The organism is Methylobacterium sp. FF17, assembly GCF_025813715.1.
GTDB lineage: Bacteria > Pseudomonadota > Alphaproteobacteria > Rhizobiales > Beijerinckiaceae > Methylobacterium > Methylobacterium flocculans.
In genome coordinates this window covers 1,233,457-1,259,746 of sequence record NZ_CP107532.1, presented here as the reverse complement: position 1 = coordinate 1,259,746, position 26,290 = coordinate 1,233,457, and the positions used below count along the sequence as shown (strand labels likewise).

The 26,290-nt window shown below is 66.4% G+C and carries 24 protein-coding genes; 21 read left to right on the top strand and 3 right to left on the bottom strand.

Features of this window, described 5'->3' with window-relative positions; genetic code table 11:
- Window positions 1-87: 87 nt before the first annotated feature.
- Together OF380_RS05725 and OF380_RS05720 are read left to right on the top strand one after the other, a co-directional pair.
- Complete coding sequence (locus OF380_RS05725) at window positions 88-525, top strand: Hsp20 family protein (RefSeq protein WP_243913663.1); 438 nt, start codon at window positions 88-90, stop codon at window positions 523-525.
- Between the two features lie 83 nt (window positions 526-608).
- Window positions 609-893, top strand: a complete 285-nt coding sequence (locus tag OF380_RS05720; RefSeq protein WP_264049795.1) for a BQ00720 family protein — start codon at window positions 609-611, stop codon at window positions 891-893.
- On the opposite strand, the gene OF380_RS05715 is transcribed toward OF380_RS05720, so the two are convergent.
- Window positions 890-1,672 carry an alpha/beta fold hydrolase gene (locus OF380_RS05715; RefSeq protein ID WP_264049794.1) on the bottom strand — a complete coding sequence of 261 codons (783 nt, stop codon included), beginning with the start codon at window positions 1,670-1,672 and terminating at the stop codon, window positions 890-892. The two genes, OF380_RS05720 and OF380_RS05715, sit on opposite strands and share 4 nt — an antisense overlap.
- Window positions 1,673-1,825: 153 nt before the next feature.
- On the opposite strand from OF380_RS05715, the gene OF380_RS05710 reads away from it, so the two are divergent.
- Together OF380_RS05710 and infC are read left to right on the top strand one after the other, a co-directional pair.
- Window positions 1,826-3,058 (top strand): glycosyltransferase family 4 protein, encoded by a 1,233-nt coding sequence (locus OF380_RS05710; RefSeq protein ID WP_264049793.1) that lies wholly within the window; start codon window positions 1,826-1,828, stop codon window positions 3,056-3,058.
- 198 nt (window positions 3,059-3,256) lie between these two features.
- Window positions 3,257-3,778 carry a translation initiation factor IF-3 gene (gene infC / locus OF380_RS05705; protein WP_244476923.1) on the top strand — a complete coding sequence of 174 codons (522 nt, stop codon included), beginning with the start codon at window positions 3,257-3,259 and terminating at the stop codon, window positions 3,776-3,778.
- A 135-nt stretch (window positions 3,779-3,913) separates the two neighbouring features.
- Here the strand turns inward: infC and OF380_RS05700 are convergent, their stop codons facing one another.
- On the bottom strand, window positions 3,914-6,244 hold the full coding sequence (locus OF380_RS05700) for an amylo-alpha-1,6-glucosidase (RefSeq protein ID WP_264049792.1): 2,331 nt from the start codon (window positions 6,242-6,244) through the stop codon (window positions 3,914-3,916).
- A gap of 163 nt (window positions 6,245-6,407) precedes the next feature.
- On the bottom strand, window positions 6,408-7,541 hold the full coding sequence (locus OF380_RS05695) for a glycosyltransferase family 4 protein (RefSeq protein WP_264049791.1): 1,134 nt from the start codon (window positions 7,539-7,541) through the stop codon (window positions 6,408-6,410).
- Window positions 7,542-7,965: 424 nt separating this feature from the next.
- Here OF380_RS05695 and OF380_RS05690 point away from each other — a divergent pair, with 424 nt between their 5' ends.
- The 17 genes from OF380_RS05690 to mce all read left to right on the top strand — a co-directional run bounded on the left by OF380_RS05690 (window position 7,966) and on the right by mce (window position 26,290).
- On the top strand, window positions 7,966-8,331 hold the full coding sequence (locus OF380_RS05690; protein ID WP_264049790.1) for an NADH-quinone oxidoreductase subunit A: 366 nt from the start codon (window positions 7,966-7,968) through the stop codon (window positions 8,329-8,331).
- Between the two features lie 60 nt (window positions 8,332-8,391).
- Window positions 8,392-8,979, top strand: coding sequence for a NuoB/complex I 20 kDa subunit family protein (locus tag OF380_RS05685; RefSeq protein ID WP_264049789.1), 588 nt, complete (start codon window positions 8,392-8,394; stop codon window positions 8,977-8,979).
- Window positions 8,980-8,994: 15 nt separating this feature from the next.
- Entirely contained in the window at window positions 8,995-9,642 is a 648-nt protein-coding gene (locus OF380_RS05680) for an NADH-quinone oxidoreductase subunit C (RefSeq protein WP_264049788.1), read from the top strand.
- A 16-nt stretch (window positions 9,643-9,658) separates the two neighbouring features.
- A complete protein-coding gene (locus OF380_RS05675; RefSeq protein ID WP_264049787.1) occupies window positions 9,659-10,849 on the top strand; it encodes an NADH-quinone oxidoreductase subunit D in 1,191 nt (396 codons plus the stop codon).
- A 19-nt stretch (window positions 10,850-10,868) separates the two neighbouring features.
- The gene (gene nuoE / locus OF380_RS05670; RefSeq protein WP_404810542.1) at window positions 10,869-11,915 is read left to right on the top strand and encodes an NADH-quinone oxidoreductase subunit NuoE; all 1,047 of its coding nucleotides are present in this window, start codon (window positions 10,869-10,871) and stop codon (window positions 11,913-11,915) included.
- Window position 11,916: 1 nt separating this feature from the next.
- A complete protein-coding gene (gene nuoF, locus OF380_RS05665) occupies window positions 11,917-13,218 on the top strand; it encodes an NADH-quinone oxidoreductase subunit NuoF (protein ID WP_264049786.1) in 1,302 nt (433 codons plus the stop codon).
- A 45-nt stretch (window positions 13,219-13,263) separates the two neighbouring features.
- Window positions 13,264-15,345, top strand: a complete 2,082-nt coding sequence (gene nuoG / locus OF380_RS05660) for an NADH-quinone oxidoreductase subunit NuoG (RefSeq protein ID WP_264049785.1) — start codon at window positions 13,264-13,266, stop codon at window positions 15,343-15,345.
- A gap of 12 nt (window positions 15,346-15,357) precedes the next feature.
- A complete protein-coding gene (gene nuoH, locus OF380_RS05655) occupies window positions 15,358-16,380 on the top strand; it encodes an NADH-quinone oxidoreductase subunit NuoH (RefSeq protein WP_108035454.1) in 1,023 nt (340 codons plus the stop codon).
- Window positions 16,381-16,404: 24 nt separating this feature from the next.
- Window positions 16,405-16,893 (top strand): NADH-quinone oxidoreductase subunit NuoI, encoded by a 489-nt coding sequence (nuoI, locus tag OF380_RS05650; RefSeq protein ID WP_264049784.1) that lies wholly within the window; start codon window positions 16,405-16,407, stop codon window positions 16,891-16,893.
- Window positions 16,894-17,051: 158 nt separating this feature from the next.
- Entirely contained in the window at window positions 17,052-17,672 is a 621-nt protein-coding gene (locus OF380_RS05645) for an NADH-quinone oxidoreductase subunit J (protein ID WP_264049783.1), read from the top strand.
- Window positions 17,673-17,715: 43 nt separating this feature from the next.
- Complete coding sequence (nuoK, locus tag OF380_RS05640) at window positions 17,716-18,021, top strand: NADH-quinone oxidoreductase subunit NuoK (protein WP_003598182.1); 306 nt, start codon at window positions 17,716-17,718, stop codon at window positions 18,019-18,021.
- Between the two features lie 144 nt (window positions 18,022-18,165).
- Window positions 18,166-20,259 (top strand): NADH-quinone oxidoreductase subunit L, encoded by a 2,094-nt coding sequence (nuoL, locus tag OF380_RS05635; protein WP_264049782.1) that lies wholly within the window; start codon window positions 18,166-18,168, stop codon window positions 20,257-20,259.
- Window positions 20,260-20,290: 31 nt separating this feature from the next.
- Window positions 20,291-21,814 (top strand): NADH-quinone oxidoreductase subunit M, encoded by a 1,524-nt coding sequence (locus OF380_RS05630; RefSeq protein ID WP_264049781.1) that lies wholly within the window; start codon window positions 20,291-20,293, stop codon window positions 21,812-21,814.
- A gap of 13 nt (window positions 21,815-21,827) precedes the next feature.
- Window positions 21,828-23,270, top strand: coding sequence for an NADH-quinone oxidoreductase subunit NuoN (gene nuoN, locus OF380_RS05625; RefSeq protein ID WP_264049780.1), 1,443 nt, complete (start codon window positions 21,828-21,830; stop codon window positions 23,268-23,270).
- A gap of 3 nt (window positions 23,271-23,273) precedes the next feature.
- Complete coding sequence (locus OF380_RS05620) at window positions 23,274-24,053, top strand: biotin--[acetyl-CoA-carboxylase] ligase (RefSeq protein WP_264049779.1); 780 nt, start codon at window positions 23,274-23,276, stop codon at window positions 24,051-24,053.
- A gap of 13 nt (window positions 24,054-24,066) precedes the next feature.
- Window positions 24,067-25,740: a ribonuclease J gene (locus OF380_RS05615; protein WP_264049778.1), complete on the top strand. Its 1,674-nt coding sequence runs from the start codon at window positions 24,067-24,069 to the stop codon at window positions 25,738-25,740.
- A 145-nt stretch (window positions 25,741-25,885) separates the two neighbouring features.
- Window positions 25,886-26,290, top strand: coding sequence for a methylmalonyl-CoA epimerase (gene mce, locus OF380_RS05610; protein WP_264049777.1), 405 nt, complete (start codon window positions 25,886-25,888; stop codon window positions 26,288-26,290).

Here is a 26,290-nt window from a genome sequence, read left to right as displayed (position 1 = left end):
ACCGTCCGGCAGGGGTGCTGCGAAGGCGGGCCCCGCTCACCGAAGTGCCTCGCTCTCTCTCGGGCTTCGCTGGAAGGACATGCGTTCGTGACGACCCGGCCTTCTCCGTTCGGACACCCGTTCCTTCTCGGATTCGACGAGATCGAACAGGCCCTCGACCGTGTGTCGAAGGCCGCCAACGATGGGTATCCGCCCTACAACATCGAGCGGCTGGCCCGGACCGAGAACGAGCCGGAGCGCCTGCGCATCACCCTCGCGGTGGCCGGGTTCACCCGGGATCAGCTCGATGTGATGCTGGAGGAAAGCCAGCTCGTGGTGCGCGGCCGCCAGATCGACGACAAGTCGCGCCAGTTCCTCCACCGCGGCATCGCCGCACGCCAGTTCCAGCGGGCCTTCCTGCTCGCGGACGGGATGGAGGTGATGGGCGCCGACCTCTCGAACGGCCTGCTCTCGATCGACCTGACCCGGCCCGAGCCGGACCGGATCGTCCGAAAGATCGCCATCGCGTCCCGCGACGAGGCCTGAGACGCTCAGGGCTTCGCCACGTCACTTAAGAATCGCCGGGCATCCGTCCCGGTGTACCGCTCTGCCACTAAGGAGGGCAGTCCATGACCGACTTCGACACCAATCCGCTGACCCGGGCCGATCTCGACCCTGCCGAGTTCAACGTCGCCGATCTCGCGGCCCTCGGTGAGGGACACATCGCTTATGTGCGCGCCATCCGCTCGGACGAAGTGAAGCGCATCTTCCCGCAGGCGCCGGACCTGACGCCCGGCCTCGACCTGTTCGCCCTCCTTTCCGCCAGCGGGGCGCCGATCCTCCTCGCGGACTCCCGCGATGCTATCGTGGCCAATGCCGTCGCCAACGACCTGCATACGGTAAGCCTGCACTAACTCGATATCTCCGCCACCGCCGTCAGCAACCGCGCCAGATCCTGCGGACGTGACAGGCGGTGGTCTCCATCCGCAATCAGGGTCAGGACCGTGCCCGCTTTCGGAAGGCGTTCCACCACCCGGAGGGCGTGGGTGTAAGGCACGTCGGGATCGTCCATGCCCTGGAGGATGTGCACTGGGCAGCCCGGGTCCAGGGGGGCGTCGAGGAGGCCGTGCGTCCGTCCGTCCGCGATGAGCGCGCGGGTGATGGGAACCGGGTTCGGATCGTATGGGCTCGGCCGCATCCAGGCGCCGTCCCGCTCGATCGTCTCGCGGATTTCCGGCGTGAAGCGCTCCCACATTAGGCTCCCAGTGAAGTCGAGGGCCGGCGCGATCAGCACCAGGCCCGACGGGGCCGATGCACCCTCCCGCGCCAATTCCCTTGCGACGAGGCAAGCGATCCATCCACCCATGGACGAGCCGACGAGCACCGGGCGTTCCGCCGCGTAGGTGGCGATGACCGCACGCGCATCGGCAAGCCAGGTGGAAATCGTCGCGTCGGCGAAGCGTCCTCCGGATTCGCCGTGTCCCATGTAATCGAACCGCACCAGGGCCCGGCCTTCCCGGCTTGCCCACGCGTCCAGAGTCATCGCCTTCGTGGCGCCCATGTCGGAGCGGAAGCCCCCGAGCCAGACCAGCGGCGGCCCTGAGCCGGGGCGTAGGCGGACCGCGATCCGTCGCGCATCCGCGCCGCTGCCGACCGTGATGGAGACGGAGCCCTCGCCCGGAATCGCAGCCATTCGTTTACCCTCGCACACTGATGCATCGAACTGTCGGGGTTCGATTCGCATTTCGTTTACCCGGCCGTAAAGCGCGGCGTTCAAGCTCACGGCCATGACCGACACTCCAGACGGACATCGAAACGATCGGCCGGCGGTTCCGGGCGGCGCATCATGAGCGGCGAGGCGCGCGGCGGCTTTCCGAGCGAGCGGGCGCCGCTCTCCGGCGCGACCATCCTTCAGATCATCCCCGAACTCGATGCGGGCGGCGCCGAACGCACGACCGTGGACGTGGCCGCCGCCCTGGCGGCCACCGGTGCGCGGGCTCTGGTGGCCACGGAAGGGGGGCGCCTGATCGGGGAGTTGCAGGCCAAGGGCGGGATCTGGCTGCCCTTTCCCGCCGCCTCCAAGAACCCGCTGGCCATGGCCGTCAACGTCGCACGCCTCGCGCGCCTGTGCCGGCGCGAGGGCGTGCAGATCGTCCATGCCCGTTCGCGCGCACCAGCCTGGGTGGCGCTCGGGGCGGCACGGCGGCTCAAGCTGCCCTTCGTCACCACCTATCACGGCAGCTATTCAGGCCGGACAGGCGTGAAGGTGCTCTACAATTCCGTGATGGCGCGTGGCGACGTGGTCATCGCGAATTCCCACTATACCGCTGACTTGATCCGCGCCCTGCATGCCGAGCAGGCCGGGGACCGGGTCCGGGTGATCCACCGGGGCACCGACCTCACGCTTTTCACCCCGGGGGCGGTACAGCCGGCCCGGGTCGAGGCTCTGCGCCGGGCCTGGGGCGTCGCGCCGCATGAGCGCGTGGTGCTACTCGCTGCCCGGCTCACGGGCTGGAAAGGCCAGCGCGTGCTCATCGAGGCGGCGGCGCTGATGCGGGACCGGGGCGTTACCGACGTCGCCGTCGTGCTTGCGGGCGACCCTCAGGGGCGCGTGGCCTACGAGCGGGAACTTGACGCCCTGATCGCTGCGCGCGGCTTGCAGCAGATCGTCCATCGGGTCGGGCACTGCTCGGACATGCCGGCGGCCTTCCGGGCGGCGTCCGTCGTGGCGGTCCCTTCAGTGGAACCTGAGGCGTTCGGGCGCTCGGCGGTCGAGGCGCAGGCGCTCGGCACGCCCGTGGTGGTTTCCGACCTCGGAGCCGTGCCCGAGACGGTCCTGGCCCCACCGGAGGTACCCGCAACCCAGCGCACGGGCTGGCGCGTACCCCCCGGCGATGCCGCAGCCCTAGCGGAAGCCGTCACCGAGGCGCTGTCGCTCGGGGCGAGCGCCCGTGACGCCATGACCCGGCGCGGCCGCGCCCACGTGGAAGCGCATTTCTCCCTCGAAGGCATGGTAGGCGACACCCTCGGCGTCTATGCCGACCTCATCGCGGGCCGGGCATCGGCGACCCGGACCTGAACGGCCCCTTGCGGCAGGTGCCGATTGAACCTACCTCCGTTAGCCGTGTTGACACGGGCGAGAGTTCAGCCAAGGTGTCGCACCGAATTTCGCGAGCGATGGGTGGCCAGGATCGACCTCGGATGGGGTTTGGGTTCGTGGGCTGCCGTTTCGTCGTTTCATCAGGAGACCAAAGCCATTCGTAGACCAATGAGAGCTATGCCGGCCCCGCAGAAGGACGGGCCGCGCGCCAATCGGGACATCCGTGGCGTTCGCGAAGTGCAGCTCATCGACGACACCGGGCAGAACCGTGGCGTCGTCGCCTTCTTCGACGCCATCGCGTTGGCCGAGGAAGCGGGTCTCGACCTTGTCGAGATTGCACCGAACTCCGTTCCTCCCGTCTGTAAGCTGCTCGATTACGGCCGCTTCCGCTTCAACGAGCAGAAGAAGCAGAACGAAGCGCGCAAGAAGCAGAAGACGGTCGAGGTCAAGGAGATCAAGCTCCGGCCTGGCATCGACAAGCACGATTACGACACCAAGATGAAGGCCGTGATCCGGTTCTTCGAGGAAGGCGACAAGGTCAAGGTCACCCTGCGCTTCCGCGGCCGCGAAATGGCCCACCAGGATATCGGCCTGCGCCTGCTGGAGCGGGTGAAGAACGAGACCCAGGAGATCGCCAAGGTCGAGAGCGAGCCGATGCTCGAAGGCCGCCAGATGATCATGATCCTGGCGCCGCGCTGATCGCGCGACCCCGTCGTTTCGGGCTGGGTGACGCCGTCTTCCGCAGGAAGGCGGCGTTTTTCGTTGTGAACGTCGCCGCGCGAACGGGCGGAGCCGGGACAGCCGAAGGAGAAGACGGGGCAGCGGCGCAGGGCCTCACTTCAGCAACGAAATCTGCGCATCGCCGGTGCGACGCAGGACGTTCACGGTCACATCGGTGCCGTAGCGCTGGAGCCGCAGGTCCACCCGGGAGGTGCCGAGCTTCAGGTTGAAGATCGAGACCCCGTCGAGGAAGGGCGGCAGGGTCGGGTTCCGGAACCGGACCCGATTGCGATCGTGGTCGATCTCCAATCCAAGGCAGGCCGCCAGGAATGCGAAGGGCGCTGCGGCCGCCCAGGCCTGCGGCGAGCAGGCCACGGGGTACGAGACGGGACCGCGCTGGTGCCGCCGCATGAATCCGCAGAACAACTCCGGCAGGCGCTTCTGGTCCTGGTAGAGGGCGGTGTCGAACATGCCCTGGAAGATGCGCGCAGCCTCCGGCTTGAGGTCGTAGCGAGCGAGCCCAAGGGCAATCAGGGCGTTGTCGTGCGGCCAGATCGAGCCGTTGTGGTAGGACATCGGGTTGTAGCGGGCCTCGCCGCGCGCGATGGTACGCACGCCCCAACCGTTGAAGCCGTCTTTTGAGAGCAGGTTGGCGGCGACGCTCGCCGCCCGCTCCGGCAGGGCGATGCCTGTGAAGAGCGCGTGGCCGGCATTGGACGAGCGCACGGCGCATTGGCGCTTCTCGCCGTCGAGGGCGAGGGCGTAGGTGCCGATCGCCTCGCACCAGAACGCCTTGTCGAAGTTTTCGCGCAGGGCTCGGGCTTCCTCCCCGAGGCGCTGCGCGAGGTCGTCGTGCCCCAACAGGGTGGCGAGCTTCGCGGCCCCGTTCTTGGCCGCGTAGACGTAGCCCTGGACCTCGCAAAGGGCGATCGGCCCCTTGGCGAGGTTGCCGTCGGTGTGGAAGATCGAGTCGTGGCTGTCCTTCCAGCCCTGATTCTCCAGGCCTTTGTCGGTGTCGCGGGCATATTCCACGAAGCCGTCACCGTCCCGGTCGCCGTAGGTGTTCATCCAGTCGAGGGCGAGCTCGAGCGCCGGCCAGATCGCCGCGATGGTATCCCGGTCGCCAGTCACGGCGTAGTATTCCCAGGCCAGCATCACGAAGAGCGGCGTGCCGTCGATGGTGCCGTAATAGTGCCGGAACGGCACCTCGCCGAGCATGGCCATCTCGCCGCGCCGGGTCTCGTGCAGCACCTTGCCGGGCTGCGCGTCGGCGGCCGGATCGACGGCCTTGGCCTGGGTCGAGGCGAGGTAGCGCAGGACGCCCTTGCCAAAGTTCGGGTCGATCCAGAGCGCCATCATCGCCGTGATGATGCCGTCACGCCCGAACACCGTGGAGTACCAGGGGATGCCTGCGAAGGGGTAGATGCCCTCCGGAGTCCGGGTCGCCAGCATGTAGAGGTCCGCCGTGGCCCGGCAGGCCGCCTCGTTGAACTGGTCGTTCGACGAGATGATCGTGGTGATGCCAGCGGTGAGCTGGCGCAGGTCTCGACGCGAATCGCGATAGGCCCGGGCGAAGATCAGGCCCTCGGCCAAGCCCTTGGGGTGGCGCGCGGCGGCGGTGCTGCCCGCCGCGTGGGACAGGCCGGCAGCCGCATCCTCACCGACCCGCTCCGTCGATGGAGCCTTGGTGAAGGCGCGATGGGATTCGAAGACGACGCGCAGGAACAGCGAGGCACGCCCGCTGGGCGGCAGGGAGACGGAGAACTCCGCCCGGCCCGGCTCGATGTGCTTCGGCGTCGGCCCGAAATGCAGGCTGGTGGTACGCACCACATCGTCGAGGCCCGCATAGCGGAACTGGACCTCTGACTCGCTCGCCACTTGGACGCTGCGCTTACCCCGCACCGGGCGGTCCATTCCGCGCACCTCGAACAGGTCGCGGAAATCGGCGTCGAAGGTCACGGCGACCTTCAGGACCCTGTGGCGCGAATCGTAGTTGCGCAGGCCGATGCGGTCGTAGCACGCCCCCTTGAACAGGAACTTGGTGCGCTCGATGGCGATCAGCTCGCGCGGGATCGTGGTCTCGTCGTGCGCGTCCATCCGAATGTCGGGGGTGGTCATGTCGACGCTGAGCGCGCCGTTGTCATCCTGCATCACCGACGAAAGCAGCAGCGGACGCTGATCCTCGAGCGTGACGTGCATGCGCGACAGGTAGCGCGTGTCCTGAAAGTAGAGGCCCTCGGGGCCCGGCAGGACGCCGATATCGCCGTAGCTGTCGAGCACCGCGAAGGCTTCGCCGTACTTCAACGAGCGCAGGGGGCGCTCCACCAGAGAGGTCTGGGCCTCGATATGATACTGCGGCAGAACTTCGTCGGCGTCCTGGAAGCCTTGGGGGATCCGCGCATTCTGCGCGGTCTCGGAGGTCGCCGTGAGAGTGTCCGCTGCCATGCCTGCGCGTCTCCGAAAGTGTGGGCCGAATCAAAAAGGGCCGCCGGTCGCAGGATGCGGCGCGGCGGCCCTCAGAGGAAGAGGTAGTGCGGCAATCTTGCGGCGCTAGCCGCCTTTGCGCCCGCGCGGTTCGATCATTCGAACCGACGCCGGCGCGACCCGATCAGGCCGGCATGGCCGCTACGGAAAGCGAGGGCAGGGCGGAGCCGTTGAGGTCGCCGTAGGGCTGGGAGAACGCACCGGCATGAGGCAGCTTGATCACGTCGGCTGGGCCAGCGAGCAGGCGCTCGTAGGCGGCCACGTATTTGCGAACCATGCACTCGGCCGTGAACTGCGACTCGAAGTGCTTGCGCACGCCGGCCCGGCTCATCGTCTTCACCTTGTGCACGGCCGCGACCGCATCATCCATCGAGTCGCAGAGGACGCCTGAAACGCCATCCGCGATGACTTCCGGCACGGAGCCGTTGCGGAATGCGATCACCGGCGTGCCGGCCGACATTGCTTCGATCATCACGAGGCCGAAGGGCTCGGGCCAGTCGATCGGGAAGGCCAGCGCCAGGGCGTTGCCGAGGAAGTCCTTCTTCTGCTCCTCGTTGATCTCACCGATGAACTCGACGAGCGGATGGTGGATCATCGGCTCGATGACTTCATCCCAGTAATCCTGGTCCGCCTTGTCGACCTTGGCGGCGATCTTCAGTTTGACCCCGGAGCGGATGGCCATCTCGATAGCCCGGTCGGGACGCTTCTCGGGCGAGATGCGGCCGAGGAAGGCGAGGTAGCCGCCCTTGGCCTCCGGGTAGAACGGGCAGTTCTGCGCCGGCAGGCCGTGATGGATGGTCGAGAGCCAGTTCACGTTCTCGGGCATCGGATCCCGCTGGTTGTCGGAGATCGACACCAGGGGCATGCCCGTGAAGGTGCGGTAGACCGGCATGAAATCCGGTACGTCGAGGCGACCGTGCATCGTCGTGAGGCACTTGTGATTCAGGTCTTCGAACATCGGGTACTGCAGCAGGTCGATGTGGAAGTGCAGCACGTCGAATTCATGTGCCCGCTTGTGCACGTGGTGCAGCATGGCGAGGTGGCTCGCGGTGTGATCGCGGTAGCCGAGCAGGCGCAGGCCCTCAGGTGTGCAGGCCGCCAGTTTCGCCGATGTCTCGGAATCGCCGCTCGCGAACAGCGTCACGTCGTGGCCCTGACGGACGAGTTCTTCCGTGATCCAGGACACCACGCGCTCGGTGCCGCCGTAGAACTTCGGGGGGACCGCCTCCGAGAGCGGAGCAATCTGAGCAATGCGCACGAAGCGTCTCCTGTGAGGTCGAATGTTGCGCCGACCTAACGCGATCCGGCCTGAGTGGGACATGAACGAAACGGACGGCCAAGGTTATGGTTCCCGGAGCATCCGCCCCGCCAGCCCCGCCTGACAATCGGCCCCAGATGTCCCCGATATCCTCGGATGCGCGAGCGGCTGGTATGCCAAACAAGCCCTGGCCACGCTTGCAAGAACCCGGCCGGCTGCCGCCCTGCGCGCATCCGTCGTGTTGTGGGTTCCGGGATGGTCGCCATCTGAGCTTCATGAGCGAATTTGTGCGACGCAGGATGCCCTTGTTTCACCTCGGACGCTCGTCTAAGCCTCGCGCCTGCGCAGTCTGGCATTGGAGCAATTCCATCTGGCCAGCGGCGCGCGAGGTGGTTCAGCCGCCTGTGAACACGAGAGGTCCCGCATGACCGGCCTGATGGCAGATTACCTGCCCCTCATCGTCTTTATCGGCGTGTCGGTGTTCATAGCCGCAGCACTCCTCGTGGCGCCGTTCCTCGTGGCCTACAATAGCCCCGATCCGGAGAAGCTCTCCGCCTACGAGTGCGGCTTCAACGCCTTCGATGACGCCCGTATGAAGTTCGATGTGCGATTCTATCTCGTGGCGATTCTGTTCATCATCTTCGACCTCGAAGTCGCGTTCCTGTTCCCCTGGGCGATCAGCTTCGGTGAACTTGGGTGGTTCGGCATGTGGTCGATGATGGCCTTCCTCGGCGTTCTGACCGTCGGCTTCATCTACGAGTGGCGCAAGGGCGCCCTCGAATGGGACTAGCGACCGCGAATCACCTGTCCCGCGAAGCCCGCCCGTCCGAAGCCTGATCCCGAGAAACCGATGGCCTTCAGCCCCGACCTTTCCCGCGCCCCGGCGATCGCGCCGGCTCCGAAGGGGATCATCGATCCCAACACGGGCCTGCCGATCGGTGCCAACGACCCGACCTTCCTGTCGATCAACAGCGAGCTGGCCGATCGCGGCTTCCTCGTCACCTCGACCGACGACCTCATCAATTGGGCCCGCACCGGCTCCCTGATGTGGATGACGTTCGGCTTGGCCTGCTGCGCCGTCGAGATGATGCAGATGTCGATGCCCCGTTACGACTGCGAGCGCTTCGGCTTCGCGCCGCGCGGTTCGCCGCGCCAGTCCGACGTCATGATCGTCGCCGGGACTCTCACCAACAAAATGGCGCCCGCGCTCCGCAAGGTCTACGACCAGATGCCGGAGCCCCGCTATGTCATTTCCATGGGCTCCTGCGCCAATGGTGGTGGCTACTACCACTATTCCTACTCGGTGGTGCGCGGCTGCGATCGGGTGGTACCGGTGGACATCTACGTTCCGGGTTGTCCGCCCACCGCCGAGGCGCTGCTCTATGGCGTCCTTCTGCTCCAGAAGAAGATCCGCCGCACCGGCACGATCGAGCGCTGAGGAGGGACGCCCGGTATGACCAACGGCATCAGCATCCTCGCCCATACGGCGCCCGAATTCGGTCTCGGCGCCCTCGAGAGGCTCAGCGATCAAGTCGCCGGGGCGCTCGGGCCGGCCATCGTCTCCCGCACCATCGCGTTCGGCGAACTCACCCTGGTGGTGCAGGCCAGCGACATCGTCTACGCCCTGACCTATCTGCGCGACGACCCGGCCTGCGCCTTCCGCTGCTTCATCGACATCTGCGGAGCCGACTATCCGGCCCGCGAGAAGCGCTTCGACGTGGTCTACCACCTGCTCTCCCTGCGCCATAACACGCGCATCCGCGTGAAGGTGCAGACCGACGACCAAACCCCTGTCCCCTCCGTGATCGAGGTTTTTCCGGCGGCGAACTGGTTCGAGCGCGAGGCCTACGACCTGTACGGCATCCTGTTCTCAGGGCATCCCGATCTGCGCCGGTTGCTGACCGATTATGGGTTCGAGGGGCACCCCCTCCGGAAGGACTTCCCGCTCACCGGATTCGTCGAGGTTCGCTACGACCAGGACGAGGCTCGCGTGGTCTACGAGCCGGTGAAACTCACCCAGGAATTCCGGAACTTCGACTTCCTCTCGCCGTGGGAGGGCACCGAGTATGTCCTCCCGGGCGACGAGAAGACGTCGGCTTGAGGGGCGGAGCGAGGCCATGACCGAGCACAATATCCGCAACTTCGCGATCAACTTCGGCCCCCAGCATCCGGCTGCGCACGGCGTGCTGCGCCTCGTGCTGGAACTCGATGGCGAAATCGTCGAGCGGGTCGATCCGCATATCGGCCTGCTGCATCGCGGCACCGAGAAGCTGATCGAGCACAAGACCTACCTGCAGGCGACGCCCTATTTCGATCGCCTCGACTACGTGTCGCCGATGAACCAGGAGCATGCCTTCTGCCTCGGCATCGAAAAGCTCCTCGGCCTTCAGGTTCCGCGCCGGGCCCAGCTCATCCGCACCTTGTTCTGCGAGATCGGACGCCTGCTCTCCCACCTCCTCAACGTGACCACGCAGGCGATGGATGTGGGTGCCTTGACGCCTCCGCTCTGGGGCTTCGAGGAGCGCGAGAAACTGATGATCTTCTACGAGCGCGCCTCGGGCGCTCGCCTCCACGCCAATTACTTCCGCCCCGGCGGCGTCCATCAGGATCTGCCGCCCGCGCTGATCGATGACATCGAGGCGTTCTGCGACCCCTTCCTCCAGGTGGTCGACGACCTCGACAACCTCGTCATGGGCAACCGCATCTTCAAGCAGCGCAACGTCGACATCGGCATCGTCACGGTGGACGAGGCCATGGCCTGGGGTTTCTCCGGCGTGATGGTGCGCGGCTCCGGCATCCCGTGGGACCTGCGGAAATCCCAGCCCTACGAGTGCTACGAGGAGATGGAGTTCGACATCCCCGTGGGGAAGAACGGCGACACCTACGATCGCCAGGTGATCCGCATGGAAGAGATGCGGGAATCCGTGAAGATCATGCGTCAGTGCTGCGCCAAGCTGCGTGAGCCGGCCGGCCAGGGGCCGATCGCGGCCCTCGACGGCAAGGTCGCGCCGCCGCCGCGCCGCGAGATGAAGCGCTCGATGGAAGCGCTGATCCACCACTTCAAGCTCTACACCGAAGGCTTCCACGTGCCGGCCGGCGAGGTCTATGCCGCCGTCGAAGCACCGAAGGGTGAATTCGGCGTCTATCTCGTCTCGGACGGCACCAACAAGCCCTACCGCTGCAAGATCCGCGCTCCAGGCTTCGCCCACCTTCAGGCGATGGACTGGATGTGCCGCGGCCACATGCTGGCCGACGTGTCCTGCGTGCTCGGCACGCTGGACATCGTGTTCGGCGAAGTGGACCGGTGAGGATCAAGGTTCAGAACTGATGGCCAACCGCAGACTCGCCCCCGCTTCCGAGCAGCCCGCCGCCTTCGCGTTCTCACCCGAGAACGCGACGTGGGCGAAAGGACAGATCGAAAAGTATCCGGAGGGGCGCCAGGCCTCCGCCGTGATCCCGCTGCTGTGGAAGGCGCAGGAGCAGAACGGCGGCTGGCTGCCGCAGAAGGCCATCGAGGCGGTGGCCGACGAACTCGGCATGCCGCATATCCGTGTGCTCGAAGTCGCGACCTTCTACACGATGTTCGCGCTGGAGCCGGTGGGCAAGTTCTGGATCCAGCTCTGCGGCACGGTGCCGTGCGATTCCTGTGGTGCCCGCGAACTGAAAGACTACCTGCACCACCGCCTCGGCGCTCCGGGTCACGTGAGCCCCGACGGAAACTTCTCATGGCTCGAGGTGGAGTGCCTGGGTGCCTGCTGCAATGCGCCGATGGCGCAGATCAACCAGGATTACTACGAGGATCTGACCCCGGACCTCCTCGGCAAGCTCATGGACGATCTCGCCGCCGGGCGCCCGGTGAAGATCGGCTCGCAGGTCGGGCGGACCTCGTCCGAGCCCATGGGAGGCGCCGATACCCTCACCGACGCGACCCTGTTTGACGGGTCGCGCGTCGGCGCCTGGCGCAAGCGCTTCGAAGAGAAGGAAGCCGAGGAGGGCAGCGAAGCCGGTAAGGCGGAAGCCGCCTCGTCCGAGCAGCGCGCCGCCTCCGAGCCGAAGCCCGCCCGCCCGGATGCCGGCCGCGCGGTGGGCAAGCCCGCCACCGACGCGCCCGCCCAGCGGGCCGCTGCCGGCGAGACGCCGGTCAAGGCCGGCGACAGGGCCGATGCGGCCGACACGAAGGAATCGACCGCCCAGCCGAACAAGCCGGGGCCGGACGTGACCATCGCCAAGGTCGAGGCGGCAGGCGCTGAGGCGGGCACGCAATCCGCCCTGCCGCGGAACGAACCGCCGCCGCAGCCCGCGACCTCCGGCGCCAGCGCCGACGCCACAGACAACAGCCCGAAGAACCCCGCCGCCCCGCAGAAGGGGAACTGACATGCTCGCCGATCGCGATCGCATCTTCACGAACCTCTACGGCCTGCACTCGCCGGGCCTGGAAGCGGCCAAGCAGCGCGGCGCCTGGGACGGCACCAAATTCCTGCTCGAGATGGGCCGCGACTGGATCATCGACGAGATGAAGCAGTCGGGCCTACGCGGGCGCGGCGGTGCGGGATTCCCCACCGGTCTCAAGTGGTCGTTCATGCCCAAGAAGTCCGATGGGCGCCCGCACTACCTCGTGGTCAATGCCGACGAGTCGGAGCCGGGTACCTGCAAGGACCGGGAAATCATGCGGCACGATCCGCACCTCCTGATCGAAGGCTGCATGCTGGCCTCCTTCGCGATGGCGGCCCATGCCTGCTACATCTACATCCGCGGCGAGTATGTGGCCGAGAAGCATGCGCTTCAGCGCGCCGTTGACGAGGCCTACGCGGCGAAGCTCGTCGGCCAGGACAATGTCCACGGGTATCCGTTCGACATCTACGTCCACCACGGCGCCGGGGCCTATATCTGCGGCGAAGAGACGGCGCTGATCGAGAGCCTCGAGGGCAAGAAGGGCATGCCGCGCCTCAAGCCCCCGTTCCCGGCCAATATGGGCCTCTACGGCTGTCCGACGACCGTGAACAACGTCGAGTCGATCGCGGTGGCGGGCACCATCCTGCGCCGCGGTGGCGCCTGGTTCGCCGGGTTAGGGGGCAAGAACAACACGGGCACGAAGCTGTTCTGCATCTCCGGGCACGTCAACAAGCCCTGCAACGTCGAGGAGGAGCTCGGCATCACGTTCCGCGAGCTCATCGACAAGCACTGCGGCGGCATGCGCGGTGGCTGGGACAACCTGCTCTGCTCCATCCCGGGCGGCTCGTCTGTCCCCCTGGTCCCGGCCGAGCAGATCATCGACGCCAAGATGGACTTCGACACACTCAAGAACCTCGGCTCGGGCCTCGGTACAGCGGCAGTGATCGTGCTGGACAAGTCCACCGATATCGTCTCGGCGATCGCGCGCATCGCCTACTTCTACAAGCACGAATCCTGCGGTCAGTGCACGCCGTGCCGCGAGGGTACGGGCTGGATGTGGCGCGTGATGCTGCGCATGGCGGAGGGCCGCGCCCAGCGCCGCGAGATCGACATGCTCCTCGATGTCACGAAGCAGATCGAGGGTCACACCATCTGCGCGCTGGGCGATGCTGCGGCCTGGCCGATCCAGGGCCTGATCCGGCACTTCCGCCCCGAGATCGAGCGCCGCATCGACCGCTACAGCGCCAATCCGCATTCCGATCCGGTGCCGATGGCGGCGGAGTAATCCGCCCCTCGCACCACCCTTGAGTTTCGAGACCGAGACCCACGCATGACCAAGATCGTCGTCGACGGCACCGAGGTCGATGTACCGGCGGACTACACGCTGCTCCAGGCGTGTGAAGTCGCTGGCGCGGAGATTCCGCGCTTCTGCTTCCACGAGCGGCTGTCCATCGCGGGCAATTGCCGGATGTGCCTCGTGGAGCTGAAGGGCGCCCCAAAGCCGGTCGCCTCCTGCGCCTATGCGGTCAAGGATTGTCGGCCGGGGCCCAACGGCGAGCCGCCGGAGGTGCTGACGCGCTCGGGTCAGACCAAGAAGGCCCGCGAAGGGGTGATGGAGTTCCTTCTCATCAACCACCCTCTCGATTGCCCGATCTGCGACCAGGGCGGCCATTGCGACCTGCAGGATCAGGCGATGGCCTACGGCGTCGACTCGACGCGCTACGGCGAGAACAAGCGCGCCGTCGAGGAAAAGTATATCGGTCCCCTCGTCCGCACGGCCATGAACCGCTGTATTCACTGCACCCGCTGCGTCCGCTTCCTCGCGGAAGTGGCCGGCGTGCCGGACCTCGGCGCCATCGGGCGGGGCGAGGACATGGAGATCACGAGCTACCTCGAATCGGCCATGGGATCGGAATTGCAGGGCAACGTCGCCGACCTCTGCCCCGTGGGCGCCCTCGTCCACAAGCCGCAGAGCTATGAAGTCCGCCCCTGGGAGCTGTCGAAGACCGAATCCGTCGACGTGATGGACGCGGTCGGCTGCGCGATCCGGGTCGATGCCCGTGGCCGCGAGGTCATGCAGATCGAGCCCCGCGTGCACGAAGGCATCAATGAGGAGTGGATTTCCGACAAGACTCGCCACGCCGTCGACGGCCTGCGCACCCAGCGCCTTGATCGACCGTACCTACGTGAGAACGGCCGCCTGCGTCCCGCGTCCTGGGGCGAGGCGTTCGCTGCCATCGCCGCCGGGGTGAAGGGCACTGATCCGAAGCGGATCGGCGCGGTAGTCGGCGATCTCGCCGGGGTCGAGGAGATCTATGCTCTCAAGACGCTGATGAACGCACTCGGGGTGACGAACCTGGATTGCCGACAGGCCGGCGAAGCGATCGACCCGGCCTGGGGCCGGGCCGCCTACACCTTCGGCACTACGATCGCGGGCATCGAGGAGGCGGATGCGATCCTCCTGGTGGGCACCAATCCGCGCCTCGAAGCCTCGCTTCTCAACGTGCGGATTCGCAAGCGCTGGCGCATGGGGCCGCTCGCCGTCGGCCTCATCGGCGAGCCCGTCGATCTGACCTACCCCCACACCTATCTCGGAGCCGGCCCCGAGACCCTCGCCGACCTCGCCTCCGGTCAGCACAGCTTCGCCGAGGTCCTGAAGGCCGCGAGCCGGCCCCTGATCATCGTCGGCATGGGCGCGCTCGCCCGAACTGACGGCGCGGCGATCCTCGCCGCCGCCGCCCGCCTCGCCAAGGATATCGGCTCGGTCACGCCCGAGTGGAACGGCTTCGGCGTGCTCCAGACGGCGGCCGCCCGCGTCGGCGCCCTGGATCTCGGCTTCGTGCCGGGGGAGGGCGGGCTCGATTTCGCCGGGATGGCGCGGGGCGGTGCCCTCGACGTGGTGTTCAACCTGGGCGCCGACGAGGTCGAGATCGGTGCGGGCGCCTTCGTGATCTACCAGGGCACCCACGGCGATCGGGGTGCAACCCGAGCCGACGTAGTCCTGCCCGGGGCCGCCTACACGGAGAAGAGCACCACCTTCGTCAATCTCGAGGGACGGGTACAGACCACCAACCGGGCCGGCTTCCCGCCAGGCGACGCCCGCGAGGATTGGGCGATCCTGCGCGCCCTGTCCGAGACCCTCGGTCAGCGCTTGCCGTTCGATTCCCTGGGCGCCCTGCGCCGCGCGCTCTATGCCGAGTACCCGCACTTCGCAGCCCTCGACGCGGTGGCGCCGAGTGATGCGGTCGCCGCCGTCGAGACCCTGTCGGCCATGGTCGGCGAGCCGACACGTACCGGCTTCGCCTCCGCGGTGCCGGACTTCTATCTCAGCAACGCGATCGCCCGCGCTTCGCGGGTCCTCGCCGAATGTTCGAGCCTCACCCGCGCGCGCGGCCTCGAAGCGGCCGAATAAGGAATTCCTGCGATGACCTTCTGGGAAGTCCTCGGCACCGTCCTGCTGCTTGCGCTCAAGAGCTTCGTGCTCTTGGCACTGCTCCTCGTCTTCATCGCCTACGCGTTGCTCGCCGACCGCAAGATCTGGGCGGCGGTACAATTGCGGCGCGGCCCGAACGTGGTCGGGCCCTGGGGCTTGTTCCAGTCCTTTGCCGACCTGTTGAAGTTCGTCCTGAAGGAGCCGGTGATTCCGGCGGGCGCTAACAAGGCTCTCTTTCTGCTGGCTCCCCTGGTCTTCGCGACCCTGGCGCTCGCCGCCTGGGCGGTGATTCCCCTCGCCGAGGGCTGGGCCATCGCGGACCTGAACGTCGGCATCACCTACATATTCGCGATCTCGTCGCTCGGCGTGTACGGCGTGCTGATGGGCGGCTGGGCCTCGAACTCGAAATACGCCTTCCTCGGCGCCCTGCGCTCGGCCGCGCAGATGATCTCCTACGAAGTCTCGCTGGGCTTCGTCATCATCTGCGTCCTGCTCTGCGCCGGCTCGCTCAACCTCTCACGCATCGTCATGGCGCAGGACACCAGCCTCGGTATCCTCGGCTGGTACTGGCTCTGGCTGTTCCCGATGTTCGTGGTGTTCTTCGTCTCGGCGCTCGCCGAGACGAACCGCCCGCCCTTCGACCTGCCGGAAGCCGAGTCGGAGCTCGTCGCCGGCTACATGGTCGAGTATTCCTCGACGCCGTACCTGCTGTTCATGCTCGGCGAGTACGTGGCCATCATGACCATGTGCGCCCTCGGCACGGTGCTGTTCCTCGGCGGCTGGCTCTCGCCGATCCCCTTCGCACCCTTCACCTGGGTGCCGGGCCTGATCTGGTTCGCCCTCAAGGCCAGCTTCCTGTTCTTCATGATCGCCATGGTGAAGGCCATGGTGCCCCGCTACCGCTATGACCAGCTGATGCGGCTGGGCTGGAAGGTCTTCCTGCCCCTCTCGCTCGTCTCGGTCATCGTCGTCGCCTTTGTCCTCAAGCTCACCGGCCTCGCGCCGGGCGCCTGACAACCCCTCACGGAGATCCGAGCCATGAAGCTCGATCAGGTCGCTAAGGGTCTGCTGCTGAAGGAGTTCGTCTCGGGGTTCGCCCTGGCGATGAAGTACTTCTTCAAGCCGAAGGCCACGATCAACTACCCCTTCGAGATGGGCCATCGCGGCCCGCGCTTCCGGGGAGAACACGCTCTGCGCCGCTATCCCAACGGCGAGGAGCGTTGCATCGCGTGCAAGCTCTGCGAGGCGATCTGCCCCGCTCAGGCGATCACCATCGAAGCCGGTCCGCGCCGCAACGACGGCACGCGCCGCACGACCCGCTACGACCTCGACATGGTGAAATGCATCTATTGCGGCATGTGCCAGGAGGCCTGCCCGGTGGATGCCATCGTGGAAGGGCCGAATTTCGAGTTCTCGGTCGAGACCCGCGAGGAGCTTCTCTACGACAAGGAGAAGCTCCTGCTGAACGGGGACCGCTGGGAGCGCGAGATCGCGCGCAACCTCGCGGTGGACGCGCCGTACCGCTGAGGGGAACAGTCTGCCGATTCCGTGTCCACGGAGCCGGTTCCAGAGCGCCGAGGCGGTTGTGAACCGCAGGGGCGGGTTCTATAGACGGGCGGCCGATGCGCCGTGGCACAGTTTCGGCAGAAGGGGCCGTCCTCGGGACGGCTGATCTCTAGAATCGCATGAGCGCAGCCGCTGCCTTCTTCTACCTGTTCGCAGGTGTAACCATCGCCTCGGGCTTCATGGTGATCGCCTCGCGCAATCCCGTGGCCTCGGTGCTCTTCCTGATCCTCGCCTTCGTGAACGCCGCCGGGCTGTTCGTGATGATGGGCGCCGAGTTCCTCGCGATGATCCTGGTGGTCGTCTACGTAGGCGCGGTCGCGGTGTTGTTCCTCTTCGTCGTGATGATGCTCGACGTGGATTTCGCGCAGTTGCGGCAGGGCTTCCAGCAATACCTGCCCATCGGGGCGCTCATTGGCGCCGTCTTCCTGATCGAACTCCTGCTTGTCGTCGGCTCCTGGACGATCGATCCAGGTCTGGTCCAGGCACCCCTCAATCCGGTTCCGGCGGCCGAGGCCGTGACCAACACCCAGGCGCTCGGCCGGGTGCTGTACACGGACTACGTGTTTTTCTTCCAACTCGCCGGCCTGATCCTGCTGGTCGCGATGATCGGCGCCATCGTGCTCACCCTGCGCGACCGTCCGGGCGTGAAGCGCCAGAACATCTCGGTGCAGAACGCGCGAACCCAGGGCATGGCGGTGGAGAACCGCAAGGTGCCCTCGCGCCAGGGCGTGGAAGTCTGATGTCCGGCGGAATTCGAACGGCAGATACCGGGAGCCACATCCGATGATCGGCCTGAGCCACTACCTGACGGTCGCCGCGATCCTCTTCACGCTGGGCGTCCTCGGCATCTTCATCAACCGCAAGAACGTCATCGTCATCCTGATGTCCGTCGAGCTCATCCTGCTCGCGGTGAACATCAACCTGGTCGCCTTCTCCACGCACCTCAACGACATCACCGGACAGGTCTTCGCCCTGTTCGTCCTGACGGTTGCGGCGGCGGAGGCGGCCATCGGCCTCGCCATCCTGGTCGTGTTCTTCCGAAACCGCGGCTCCATCGCGGTGGAGGACGTGAGCATGATGAAGGGCTGAGCGCGACCGACGCGACATTCGATCTGACGCCCGGCGGCGCGGCCCTCGCGCCGCCGTGGCGGTGACACGAACCCCACAGGGCACTGATCCGGCTCACGCGCGATGCGCGGGTCCGGGCGCCCCAGGAGGCCGGACAAGCCAGCGATGTATCACGCGATCGTCTTCCTCCCGCTCGTCGGTGCGCTGCTCGCCGGCCTGTTCGGCCGCCAACTCGGCCCGAAGCTCAGCGAGGGCATCACCACCGGCCTGCTCGCGTTCTCGGCGCTGCTGTCCTGGGGCGCTTTCTTCGAGGTGCCGGGCTCCGACCATGCCACACGGGTCCAGGTGGCGACCTGGTTCACCGCCGGCGACCTCGTGGTCGACTGGGCCTTTCGGGTCGACACCCTGACGGTGATCATGCTGGTGGTCGTGACCTCGGTCTCGACCCTCGTGCACCTCTACTCCATCGGCTACATGGCGGAAGATCCGCATCGGCCGCGTTTTTTCGCCTACCTGTCGCTCTTCACCTTCGCCATGCTGATGCTGGTGACGTCCGACAACCTCGTGCAGATGTTCTTTGGCTGGGAAGGCGTCGGTCTCGCCTCCTACCTGCTGATCGGGTTCTGGTACGAGAAGCCCTCGGCCAACGCGGCCGCCATGAAGGCCTTCATTGTCAACCGCGTCGGCGACTTCGGGTTCTCCCTCGGCATCTTCCTCGTGTTCGTGCTGACCGGCTCGGTCGCCTTCGACGGCATCTTTGCCCGGGCGCCCGAAATCAAGGATCTGACCTTCCACTTCCTTGGCTACGACTGGAGCGCCTGGACGCTCGCTTGCTTGCTCCTGTTCATGGGCGCCATGGGCAAGTCGGCTCAGTTCCTGCTCCACACCTGGCTACCCGATGCCATGGAGGGGCCGACCCCCGTCTCCGCCCTCATCCATGCCGCCACCATGGTGACGGCCGGCGTGTTCATGGTGGCGCGCCTTTCGCCGATCTTCGAACTCGCGCCGAACGCTCTCATCGTGGTGACGGTCATCGGCGGCATCACCGCCTTCTTCGCCGCCACGATCGGCCTCGTGCAGAACGACATCAAGCGCGTGATCGCGTACTCGACCTGCTCGCAGCTCGGCTACATGTTCGTGGCCCTCGGCGTCGGCGCCTACTCGGCGGCCGTGTTCCACCTCTTCACCCATGCCTTCTTCAAGGCGCTGCTGTTCCTCGGGGCCGGCTCGGTCATCCACGCGATGCACCACGAGCAGGACATGCGGAATATGGGCAATCTTCGCCGCTACATCCCCTTCACCTCGGCGATGATGACCATCGGCACGCTGGCGCTGATCGGCTTCCCGTTCACGGCCGGCTACTACTCGAAGGACGCGATCATCGAGGCGGCCTATGCCTCCACGCGGCCGGGCCACACGCTCGCCTTCCTGTGCACCGTCGTCGCCGCGCTGATGACCTCGTTCTATTCCTGGCGCCTGTTCTTCATGACCTTCGAGGGACCGGCCCGCTGGGCAGGTCACGGTGCCCACCACGACGACCATCACGCGGTGGCCCATGCCGGCGCCTCGGCCCAGGCCGATGGCGCACCCGGGCATCACGAGGGCGTCGCCCACGACGATAAGGGCCACGACGTGGAGCCCGCCTCGCACAGTGCCATCGAGCACCACGACCATGCGCACACACCGCATGAGAGCCCGCTGGTGATGACGATTCCGCTCGCGATCCTGGCCTTCGGCGCACTCTTCGCCGGCCTGATCTTCAAGAACCGCTTCATCGGCGAGGGCATGGACACGTTCTGGGGGCATTCCCTCGGGCACGCCCCCGACAACCACATCATGCACGACATCCATTCGGTGCCGGCGCTGGTGGCCTATTCACCCTTCATCATGATGCTGATCGGCTTCGTTCTGGCCTACTGGATGTACATCCGCCGGCCCGAGCTTCCGGGACAGCTCGCGGCTCAGCAGCCGAGCCTATACCGCTTCCTCCTCAACAAGTGGTACTTCGACGAACTCTACGATCGGATCTTCGTCCGGCCGGCCAAGGATTTCGGTAAGTTCCTCTGGAAGGAGGCCGACGGTCGCGTCATCGACGGCATGGGCCCGGACGGCATCGCCACCCGCGTCCTCGACGTGACCCGCGGCGTGGTCCGCTTCCAAACCGGGTACGTCTATCACTACGCCTTCGTCATGCTCGTCGGCGTCGCTGCCCTCATCAGCTGGTACATGCTGACCGGCTTGCCCAAGGTCGCCCATTGATGGCCGCTGTCACGTCTCGGAGCGCCCGCTAATGTTCGGCCTCGGCATCCTTTCCGGTCTCCTCATCGTGCCGCTTTGCGGCGCGGCCTTCATTCTCACCCTGGGTGAGGAGAGCGAGGCCTCGAAGCGCAATGCTCGCTGGGCTGCGCTTGCCACCACCATCGCGACGTTCCTGCTCTCGCTGGTGGCCTGGGGCCGCTACGATGCGACCACCGCCAGTTTCCAGCTTGTCGAGACCCATGCGTGGTTGAGCGAAACCACCCGTTTCAAGCTCGGCGTCGACGGCTTCTCAATGCCGCTGATCCTGCTGACCACCTTCCTGATGCCATTCTGCATCGGCGCCTCGTGGCTCTCGGTGAACACCCGGGTGAAGGAGTACTTCGTCGCGTTCCTCGTCCTCGAGACGACGATGATCGGTGTATTCTGTGCGCTCGACCTGGTGCTGTTCTACCTGTTCTTCGAGGCCGGCCTGATCCCGATGTTCCTCATCATCGGCATCTGGGGCGGTAAGCGGCGCATCTACGCGAGCTTCAAGTTCTTCCTCTACACGCTGCTCGGCTCGGTGCTGATGCTGCTGGCCATCATGGCGATGTACTGGCACGCCGGCACAACCGACATTCCCACCCTGCTGCACACCCGCTTCCCGACGGGGATGCAGACCTGGCTCTGGCTCGCCTTCTTCGCCTCCTTCGCGGTGAAGATGCCGATGTGGCCGGTCCATACCTGGTTGCCCGACGCACACGTGGAGGCCCCCACCGCCGGGTCCGTGATTCTGGCGGGCATCCTCCTGAAGATGGGCGGCTACGGCTTCATCCGGATCTCGCTGCCGATGTTCCCGGACGCATCGCATGCCTTCGCCCCGATGGTGTTCGCCCTCTCGGTCATCGCGATCATCTTCACATCGCTGATCGCGCTGATGCAGACCGACATCAAGAAACTCATCGCCTACTCGTCGGTGGCGCATATGGGCTTCGTGACGCTGGGCCTGTTCACGATGAACGAGCAGGGCATTCAGGGTGCGCTGTTCCTGATGATCTCGCACGGCATCGTGTCGGGGGCGCTCTTCGTCTGCGTCGGTGTGGTCTACGACCGGATGCACACCCGCGAGATCGCGGCCTATGGTGGCCTCGTGAAGCGCATGCCCCTCTACGCCGCTGCCATGATGGTGTTCACCATGGCCAACGTGGGCCTCCCCGGCACCTCCGGCTTCGTCGGCGAGTTCCTGGCCATGATGGGCGCTTTCCGGGCCAATCCCACCGTCGCGTTCTTCTCGGTCTTCGGCATCATCCTGTCGGCGGGCTACGCGCTGTGGCTCTACGCACGGGTGATCTACGGGAAGCTCGAGAAACCCAACCTGCAGGGTATCCTCGACCTCGACCTGCGGGAGAAGATCATCATCGCGCCCTTGGTCGCCCTGACGATCTATTATGGCGTCCACCCGGCCCCCGTGCTCGACACCTTCGCGCCCTCGACGGAAGCGCTGATGCAGAGCATGAAGTCCGCGCTCTCGAACACGCAGACCGCAGCGGCCACCCTGCCGCCCGCGTCGCGCTGAAGGCTTTGACCCGATGAACGCCGCTCAGATCGTCCTGCCCGCGCTCGGGCCCGCGCTCCCGGAGCTGATCCTCAGCCTCGGCGTGCTGGTGCTGATCCTCTACGGTGCGTTCCGCGGCGAGCGCTCCGCCGAAGGCGTCAACGTCGGCGCTTTGATCCTGCTGGTCGTCGCGCTCTTCGCTGTCATGTCTCAGTCGGGTGCGCGGATCACCACGCTCAACGGCTCCTTCATCGTCGACAATTTCTCGAAGGTGATGAAGGCCCTGATTCTGATCGGCTCAGCAGCCACGATCCTGCTGTCCCGCGACTATTTCCAGCGCGCGCGCATCGATCGGTTCGAATTCCCGATCCTGCTCATCCTATGCACCATCGGCATGATGGTGATGGCCTCGGCCAACGACCTGATCTCGCTCTATCTCGGCCTCGAGCTGCAATCGCTGGCGGCCTACGTGATCGCCGCCTTCCACCGTGACAACCTGCGCTCCACGGAAGCGGGCCTGAAGTACTTCGTCCTCGGCGCACTCTCGTCGGGAATGCTGCTCTACGGCGCCTCGCTGGTCTACGGTTTCACCGGCACCGTGTCCTTCCCGGGCATCGTTGCAGCCCTCGACGGGACGGCGGGCTTCGGTATCGTGCTCGGTATCGTGTTCGTGGCGGCCGGCGTCGCCTTCAAGCTGGCGGCCGTTCCGTTCCACATGTGGACGCCGGACGTCTACGAGGGATCGCCGACCCCCGTGACGGCCTTCTTCGCCTCCGCGCCCAAGATGGCCGCGATGGCGATGACGGTGCGCCTGTTCATCGGCGCATTCCCGGACGTGACTGCGATCTGGCAGCAGATCATCGTGTTCGTGGCGATCGCCTCGATGGCGCTCGGCTCCTTCGCGGCCATCGGACAGCGGTCGCTGAAGCGCCTGATGGCCTACTCGTCGATCGGCAACGTCGGCTACGCTCTCGTCGGCCTCGCCGCCGGCTCGCAGGAAGGCGTGCGCGGCGTGGTCGTCTATATGATCATCTACCTCGCGATGACGTTAGGTGCCTTCGCGGTGCTGCTGTCGCTGCGCCGGGGCGGGGAGATGTTCGAGACCGTAGACGACCTCTCGGGCCTCTCGCGGACGCATCCCGTCCTCGCGTTCTGTCTTGCCGCGATGATGTTCTCGCTGGCCGGCATTCCGCCCCTCGCCGGGTTCTTCGCCAAGTACTACGTCTTCGCCGCCGCGATCAAAGCCGACCTCGTCGCCCTGGCGGTGATCGGCGTCGTCACGAGCGTGATCGGAGCATTCTACTATCTGCGGCTCGTCAAGGTGATGTATTTCGATGAGCCCGTGGCGGCCTACGAGCCCATGGCGCCGGGGCTGCGCATCGTCCTGGGCCTCGCCAGCGTGGTGGTGGTGCTGTTCTGGATCGTGCCGGCGCCGCTGGTCGGTGCGGCCGGCGCCGCAGCCAAGTCACTGTTCTAGGCTTTGACCGGCTACGCCCTCGGCCCCCGGGCCCAGGCCCTTGCGCATCGCCTCCACGTTCACGAGCGCCTCGGCTCCACCAACACCGAGGCGCTCGCCTGTTTCCGCGCGGGGGAGACCGGGCCGCTCTGGGTCGTGGCCCACGAGCAGGACGCCGGACGGGGACGGCGCGGCAATCGTTGGGTCTCGGAGCCCGGAAACCTCACCGCGAGCCTGCTCTGGCCGGTGGACGATGTGGAACCGGGCGACGTGCCGTCCCTCGGCTTCGTGGCCGGCGTGGCGCTTCTTGGGGCTCTCAAGAGCGCCGGAGTTTCGGGCATCCGGCTGAAGTGGCCGAACGACGTCCTGTCGTCCGGGGCCAAGCTCGCGGGCCTTCTGCTGGAGGCGGAGCGACGCCCCGACGGAGGGCGCGCCGTGGTCCTGGGCTTCGGCGTCAACGTCGCTGCGACTCCGGGGGGCTTGCCTTATGACGCGACGTGCCTCAGGCAGATGCGGTACGGCACGCGCGCCGAAAATGTCTTCGTCCACTTGACGGATGCCATCGTCGAGGCCGCGCGGCTCTGGGATTGTGGCCGGGGATTCTTGCGAATCCGCGAGCGCTGGATCGCCGACGCGGCCGGGATCGGCGCGCCGGTCTCCGTGCGATCGGGCGACACACACGTACACGGAATTTTCGAGACGATCGACGAGGCAGGGCGGCTCGTGGTCCGATCGGAGGATGGGACGCGACGGACCGTGACGGCGGGCGAGGTGCATCTGGGAACGGCCGCGACGGCGGCTTGAGGTTTGACGGACAATGACGACAGGGCAAGACGAACTCGTCTTCGTGCCGCTCGGCGGCGTGGGCGAGATCGGCATGAATGCGGCGCTCTACGGCTTCGGGCCTCCGAAGCGGCGCAAGTGGATCATGGTCGATTGCGGAATGGGCTTCGCCGGCGAGGAGGGATTCCCCGGCATCGACCTGATGTTCCCGGATCTCAGCTTCATCGAGGAGCGCAAGGACGACCTCCTCGCCATCTTTATCACGCATGCGCACGAGGATCATATCGGCGCCATCGGTGAACTGTGGCCCAAGCTGAAGGCGCCGGTCTACGCGACCCGCTTCGCCAAGAACCTTCTGGAGGCTCGCCGGCTCAGTGAGCCGGGCGCCCCGAAGGTCGTGCTCAAGGAGATCCAGGCCGGGCGCCGTGTCCAGGTCGGCCCCTTCGAGATCGAGTACGTGCCCGTTTCGCACTCGATCCCAGAATCGAACGCGGTGGCGATCCGCACGCCGCATGGCCTCCTGCTCCATACGGGCGACTGGAAGCTCGATCCCACCCCCATCCTCGGCGACGTGACCTCGGAGGCGGCCTTCCGGGCGCTCGGCGACGAGGGAATCCTGGCGATGATCAGCGATTCCACCAACGTCGTGCGCGAGGGGCGCTCACCGAGTGAGGCAGAAGTCGCCGCGACCCTGCGCGAACTCATTGCGGAAGCGCCCCACCGGGTGGCCGTGACGACGTTCGCCTCCAACGTCGCGCGGATGCGGGCCGTCGCCGAGGCGGCCCAGGCCTGCGGGCGCGAGGTCATCGCAGTCGGCCGGGCCATGGATCGGGTGATCGCTGTGGCGCGCGAATGCGGTTTCCTCGACGGATTGCCCGAGTTCCGCTCGTCCGACAGCTACGGCTACCTGCCGCGTGACAAGGTCGTGGCGCTGCTCACCGGCTCGCAGGGTGAAGAGCGGGCTGCACTGGCCCGGGTCTCCCGCGACGATCACCCCGACATTACCCTCGCGGCCGGCGATCGCGTGATCTTCTCCTCACGGGCGATTCCCGGCAACGAGCGGGCGGTCGGCGCGATTATTAACGACCTCATCAATGCCGGCATCGAGGTGGTCACTGACCGCACGAAACTGGTCCACGTTTCGGGCCATCCCCGGCGGGACGAGATGGCGGAGATGTATGCCTGGACCCGGCCGCAGACCGCGATCCCCGTGCATGGCGAGGCGCTCCACCTCGACGAGCATGCCCGCTTCGCCCGGGCCCAGGGGGTCCCGAACATCGTCAAGGCGCGCAATGGCAGCGTCGTGCGCCTCGCGCCCGGTACGCCGGAGATCGTCGATCACGTCAAGGCCGGGCGCCTGTTCAAGGACGGCAACGTTCTGATCGACGCCAAGGACCGGGCCATCCCCGAGCGCCGCAAGCTCGCGCAGGCCGGCCTCGTCTCCGTGGCGATCGCGATCGACGTGCAGGGCGAGGTCTTGGGCGAGCCCGCCATCGACATCATTGGGTTGCCCAATCGCGGGCGCACCGGTCAGGCGATGCTGGACGTGGTGGTCGAGTCGGTGTCCCGGACCCTGTCCGGCCTGTCGAAACCCAAGCGCAAGGATGCGGAGGCGGTCGAGAAGGCCGTCGACCGTGGCATCCGCTCAGCCGTGAACGAAGTCTGGGGCAAGAAGCCCGCCTGCCACGTCCAGGTTGTGGAGGTGTGACGAACGAACCCTCCCCCAACGTGGGGGAGGGTTGGTCGCTGAGCGACCGGGAGAGGGGGCAACCTCTCCGGACGTGACACTCTCCTGCCCGCTCATCAGGGGGAGGAGACTGGACGCGCGGAACGATGCAGAGAGGGAGCAAACGATGATCGGACGCCTCAACCATGTCGCTATCGCGGTCCGCGATCTCGACGCTGCCTGCGCCATCTACCGCGACACCTTGGGCGCCACGATTACGGCCCCGCTGCCGCAGCCCGAGCACGGGGTCACGGTGGTGTTCGTCGATCTGCCCAACAGCAAGGTCGAATTGATGTCGCCGCTCGGTGAGGGCTCGCCGATCGAAGCCTTCGTGGAGCGTAACCCGAATGGCGGGGTGCACCATGTCTGCTACGAGGTCGACGACATCCTGGCCGCCCGCGACAAGCTGAAGGCTCAAGGCGCCCGGGTGCTGGGGACCGGTGAGCCGAAGATCGGTGCTCATGGCAAGCCGGTGCTGTTCCTTCATCCGAAGGACTTCCTCGGTACACTGGTCGAGCTGGAGCAGGTCTGA

Excerpts from the sequence above, each read along its gene's own strand:
- OF380_RS05720 (WP_264049795.1), top strand. The coding sequence starts at position 609 with ATGACCGACTTCGACACCAATCCGCTGACCCGGGCCGATCTCGACCCT.
- OF380_RS05715 (WP_264049794.1), bottom strand. The coding sequence starts at position 1,672 with ATGGCTGCGATTCCGGGCGAGGGCTCCGTCTCCATCACGGTCGGCAGC.
- OF380_RS05710 (WP_264049793.1), top strand. The coding sequence starts at position 1,826 with ATGAGCGGCGAGGCGCGCGGCGGCTTTCCGAGCGAGCGGGCGCCGCTC.
- infC (WP_244476923.1), top strand. The coding sequence starts at position 3,257 with ATGCCGGCCCCGCAGAAGGACGGGCCGCGCGCCAATCGGGACATCCGT.
- OF380_RS05700 (WP_264049792.1), bottom strand. The coding sequence starts at position 6,244 with ATGGCAGCGGACACTCTCACGGCGACCTCCGAGACCGCGCAGAATGCG.
- OF380_RS05690 (WP_264049790.1), top strand. The coding sequence starts at position 7,966 with ATGACCGGCCTGATGGCAGATTACCTGCCCCTCATCGTCTTTATCGGC.
- OF380_RS05685 (WP_264049789.1), top strand. The coding sequence starts at position 8,392 with ATGGCCTTCAGCCCCGACCTTTCCCGCGCCCCGGCGATCGCGCCGGCT.
- OF380_RS05680 (WP_264049788.1), top strand. The coding sequence starts at position 8,995 with ATGACCAACGGCATCAGCATCCTCGCCCATACGGCGCCCGAATTCGGT.
- OF380_RS05675 (WP_264049787.1), top strand. The coding sequence starts at position 9,659 with ATGACCGAGCACAATATCCGCAACTTCGCGATCAACTTCGGCCCCCAG.
- nuoE (WP_404810542.1), top strand. The coding sequence starts at position 10,869 with ATGGCCAACCGCAGACTCGCCCCCGCTTCCGAGCAGCCCGCCGCCTTC.
- nuoF (WP_264049786.1), top strand. The coding sequence starts at position 11,917 with ATGCTCGCCGATCGCGATCGCATCTTCACGAACCTCTACGGCCTGCAC.
- nuoG (WP_264049785.1), top strand. The coding sequence starts at position 13,264 with ATGACCAAGATCGTCGTCGACGGCACCGAGGTCGATGTACCGGCGGAC.
- nuoH (WP_108035454.1), top strand. The coding sequence starts at position 15,358 with ATGACCTTCTGGGAAGTCCTCGGCACCGTCCTGCTGCTTGCGCTCAAG.
- nuoI (WP_264049784.1), top strand. The coding sequence starts at position 16,405 with ATGAAGCTCGATCAGGTCGCTAAGGGTCTGCTGCTGAAGGAGTTCGTC.
- OF380_RS05645 (WP_264049783.1), top strand. The coding sequence starts at position 17,052 with ATGAGCGCAGCCGCTGCCTTCTTCTACCTGTTCGCAGGTGTAACCATC.
- nuoK (WP_003598182.1), top strand. The coding sequence starts at position 17,716 with ATGATCGGCCTGAGCCACTACCTGACGGTCGCCGCGATCCTCTTCACG.
- nuoL (WP_264049782.1), top strand. The coding sequence starts at position 18,166 with ATGTATCACGCGATCGTCTTCCTCCCGCTCGTCGGTGCGCTGCTCGCC.
- OF380_RS05630 (WP_264049781.1), top strand. The coding sequence starts at position 20,291 with ATGTTCGGCCTCGGCATCCTTTCCGGTCTCCTCATCGTGCCGCTTTGC.
- nuoN (WP_264049780.1), top strand. The coding sequence starts at position 21,828 with ATGAACGCCGCTCAGATCGTCCTGCCCGCGCTCGGGCCCGCGCTCCCG.
- OF380_RS05615 (WP_264049778.1), top strand. The coding sequence starts at position 24,067 with ATGACGACAGGGCAAGACGAACTCGTCTTCGTGCCGCTCGGCGGCGTG.
- mce (WP_264049777.1), top strand. The coding sequence starts at position 25,886 with ATGATCGGACGCCTCAACCATGTCGCTATCGCGGTCCGCGATCTCGAC.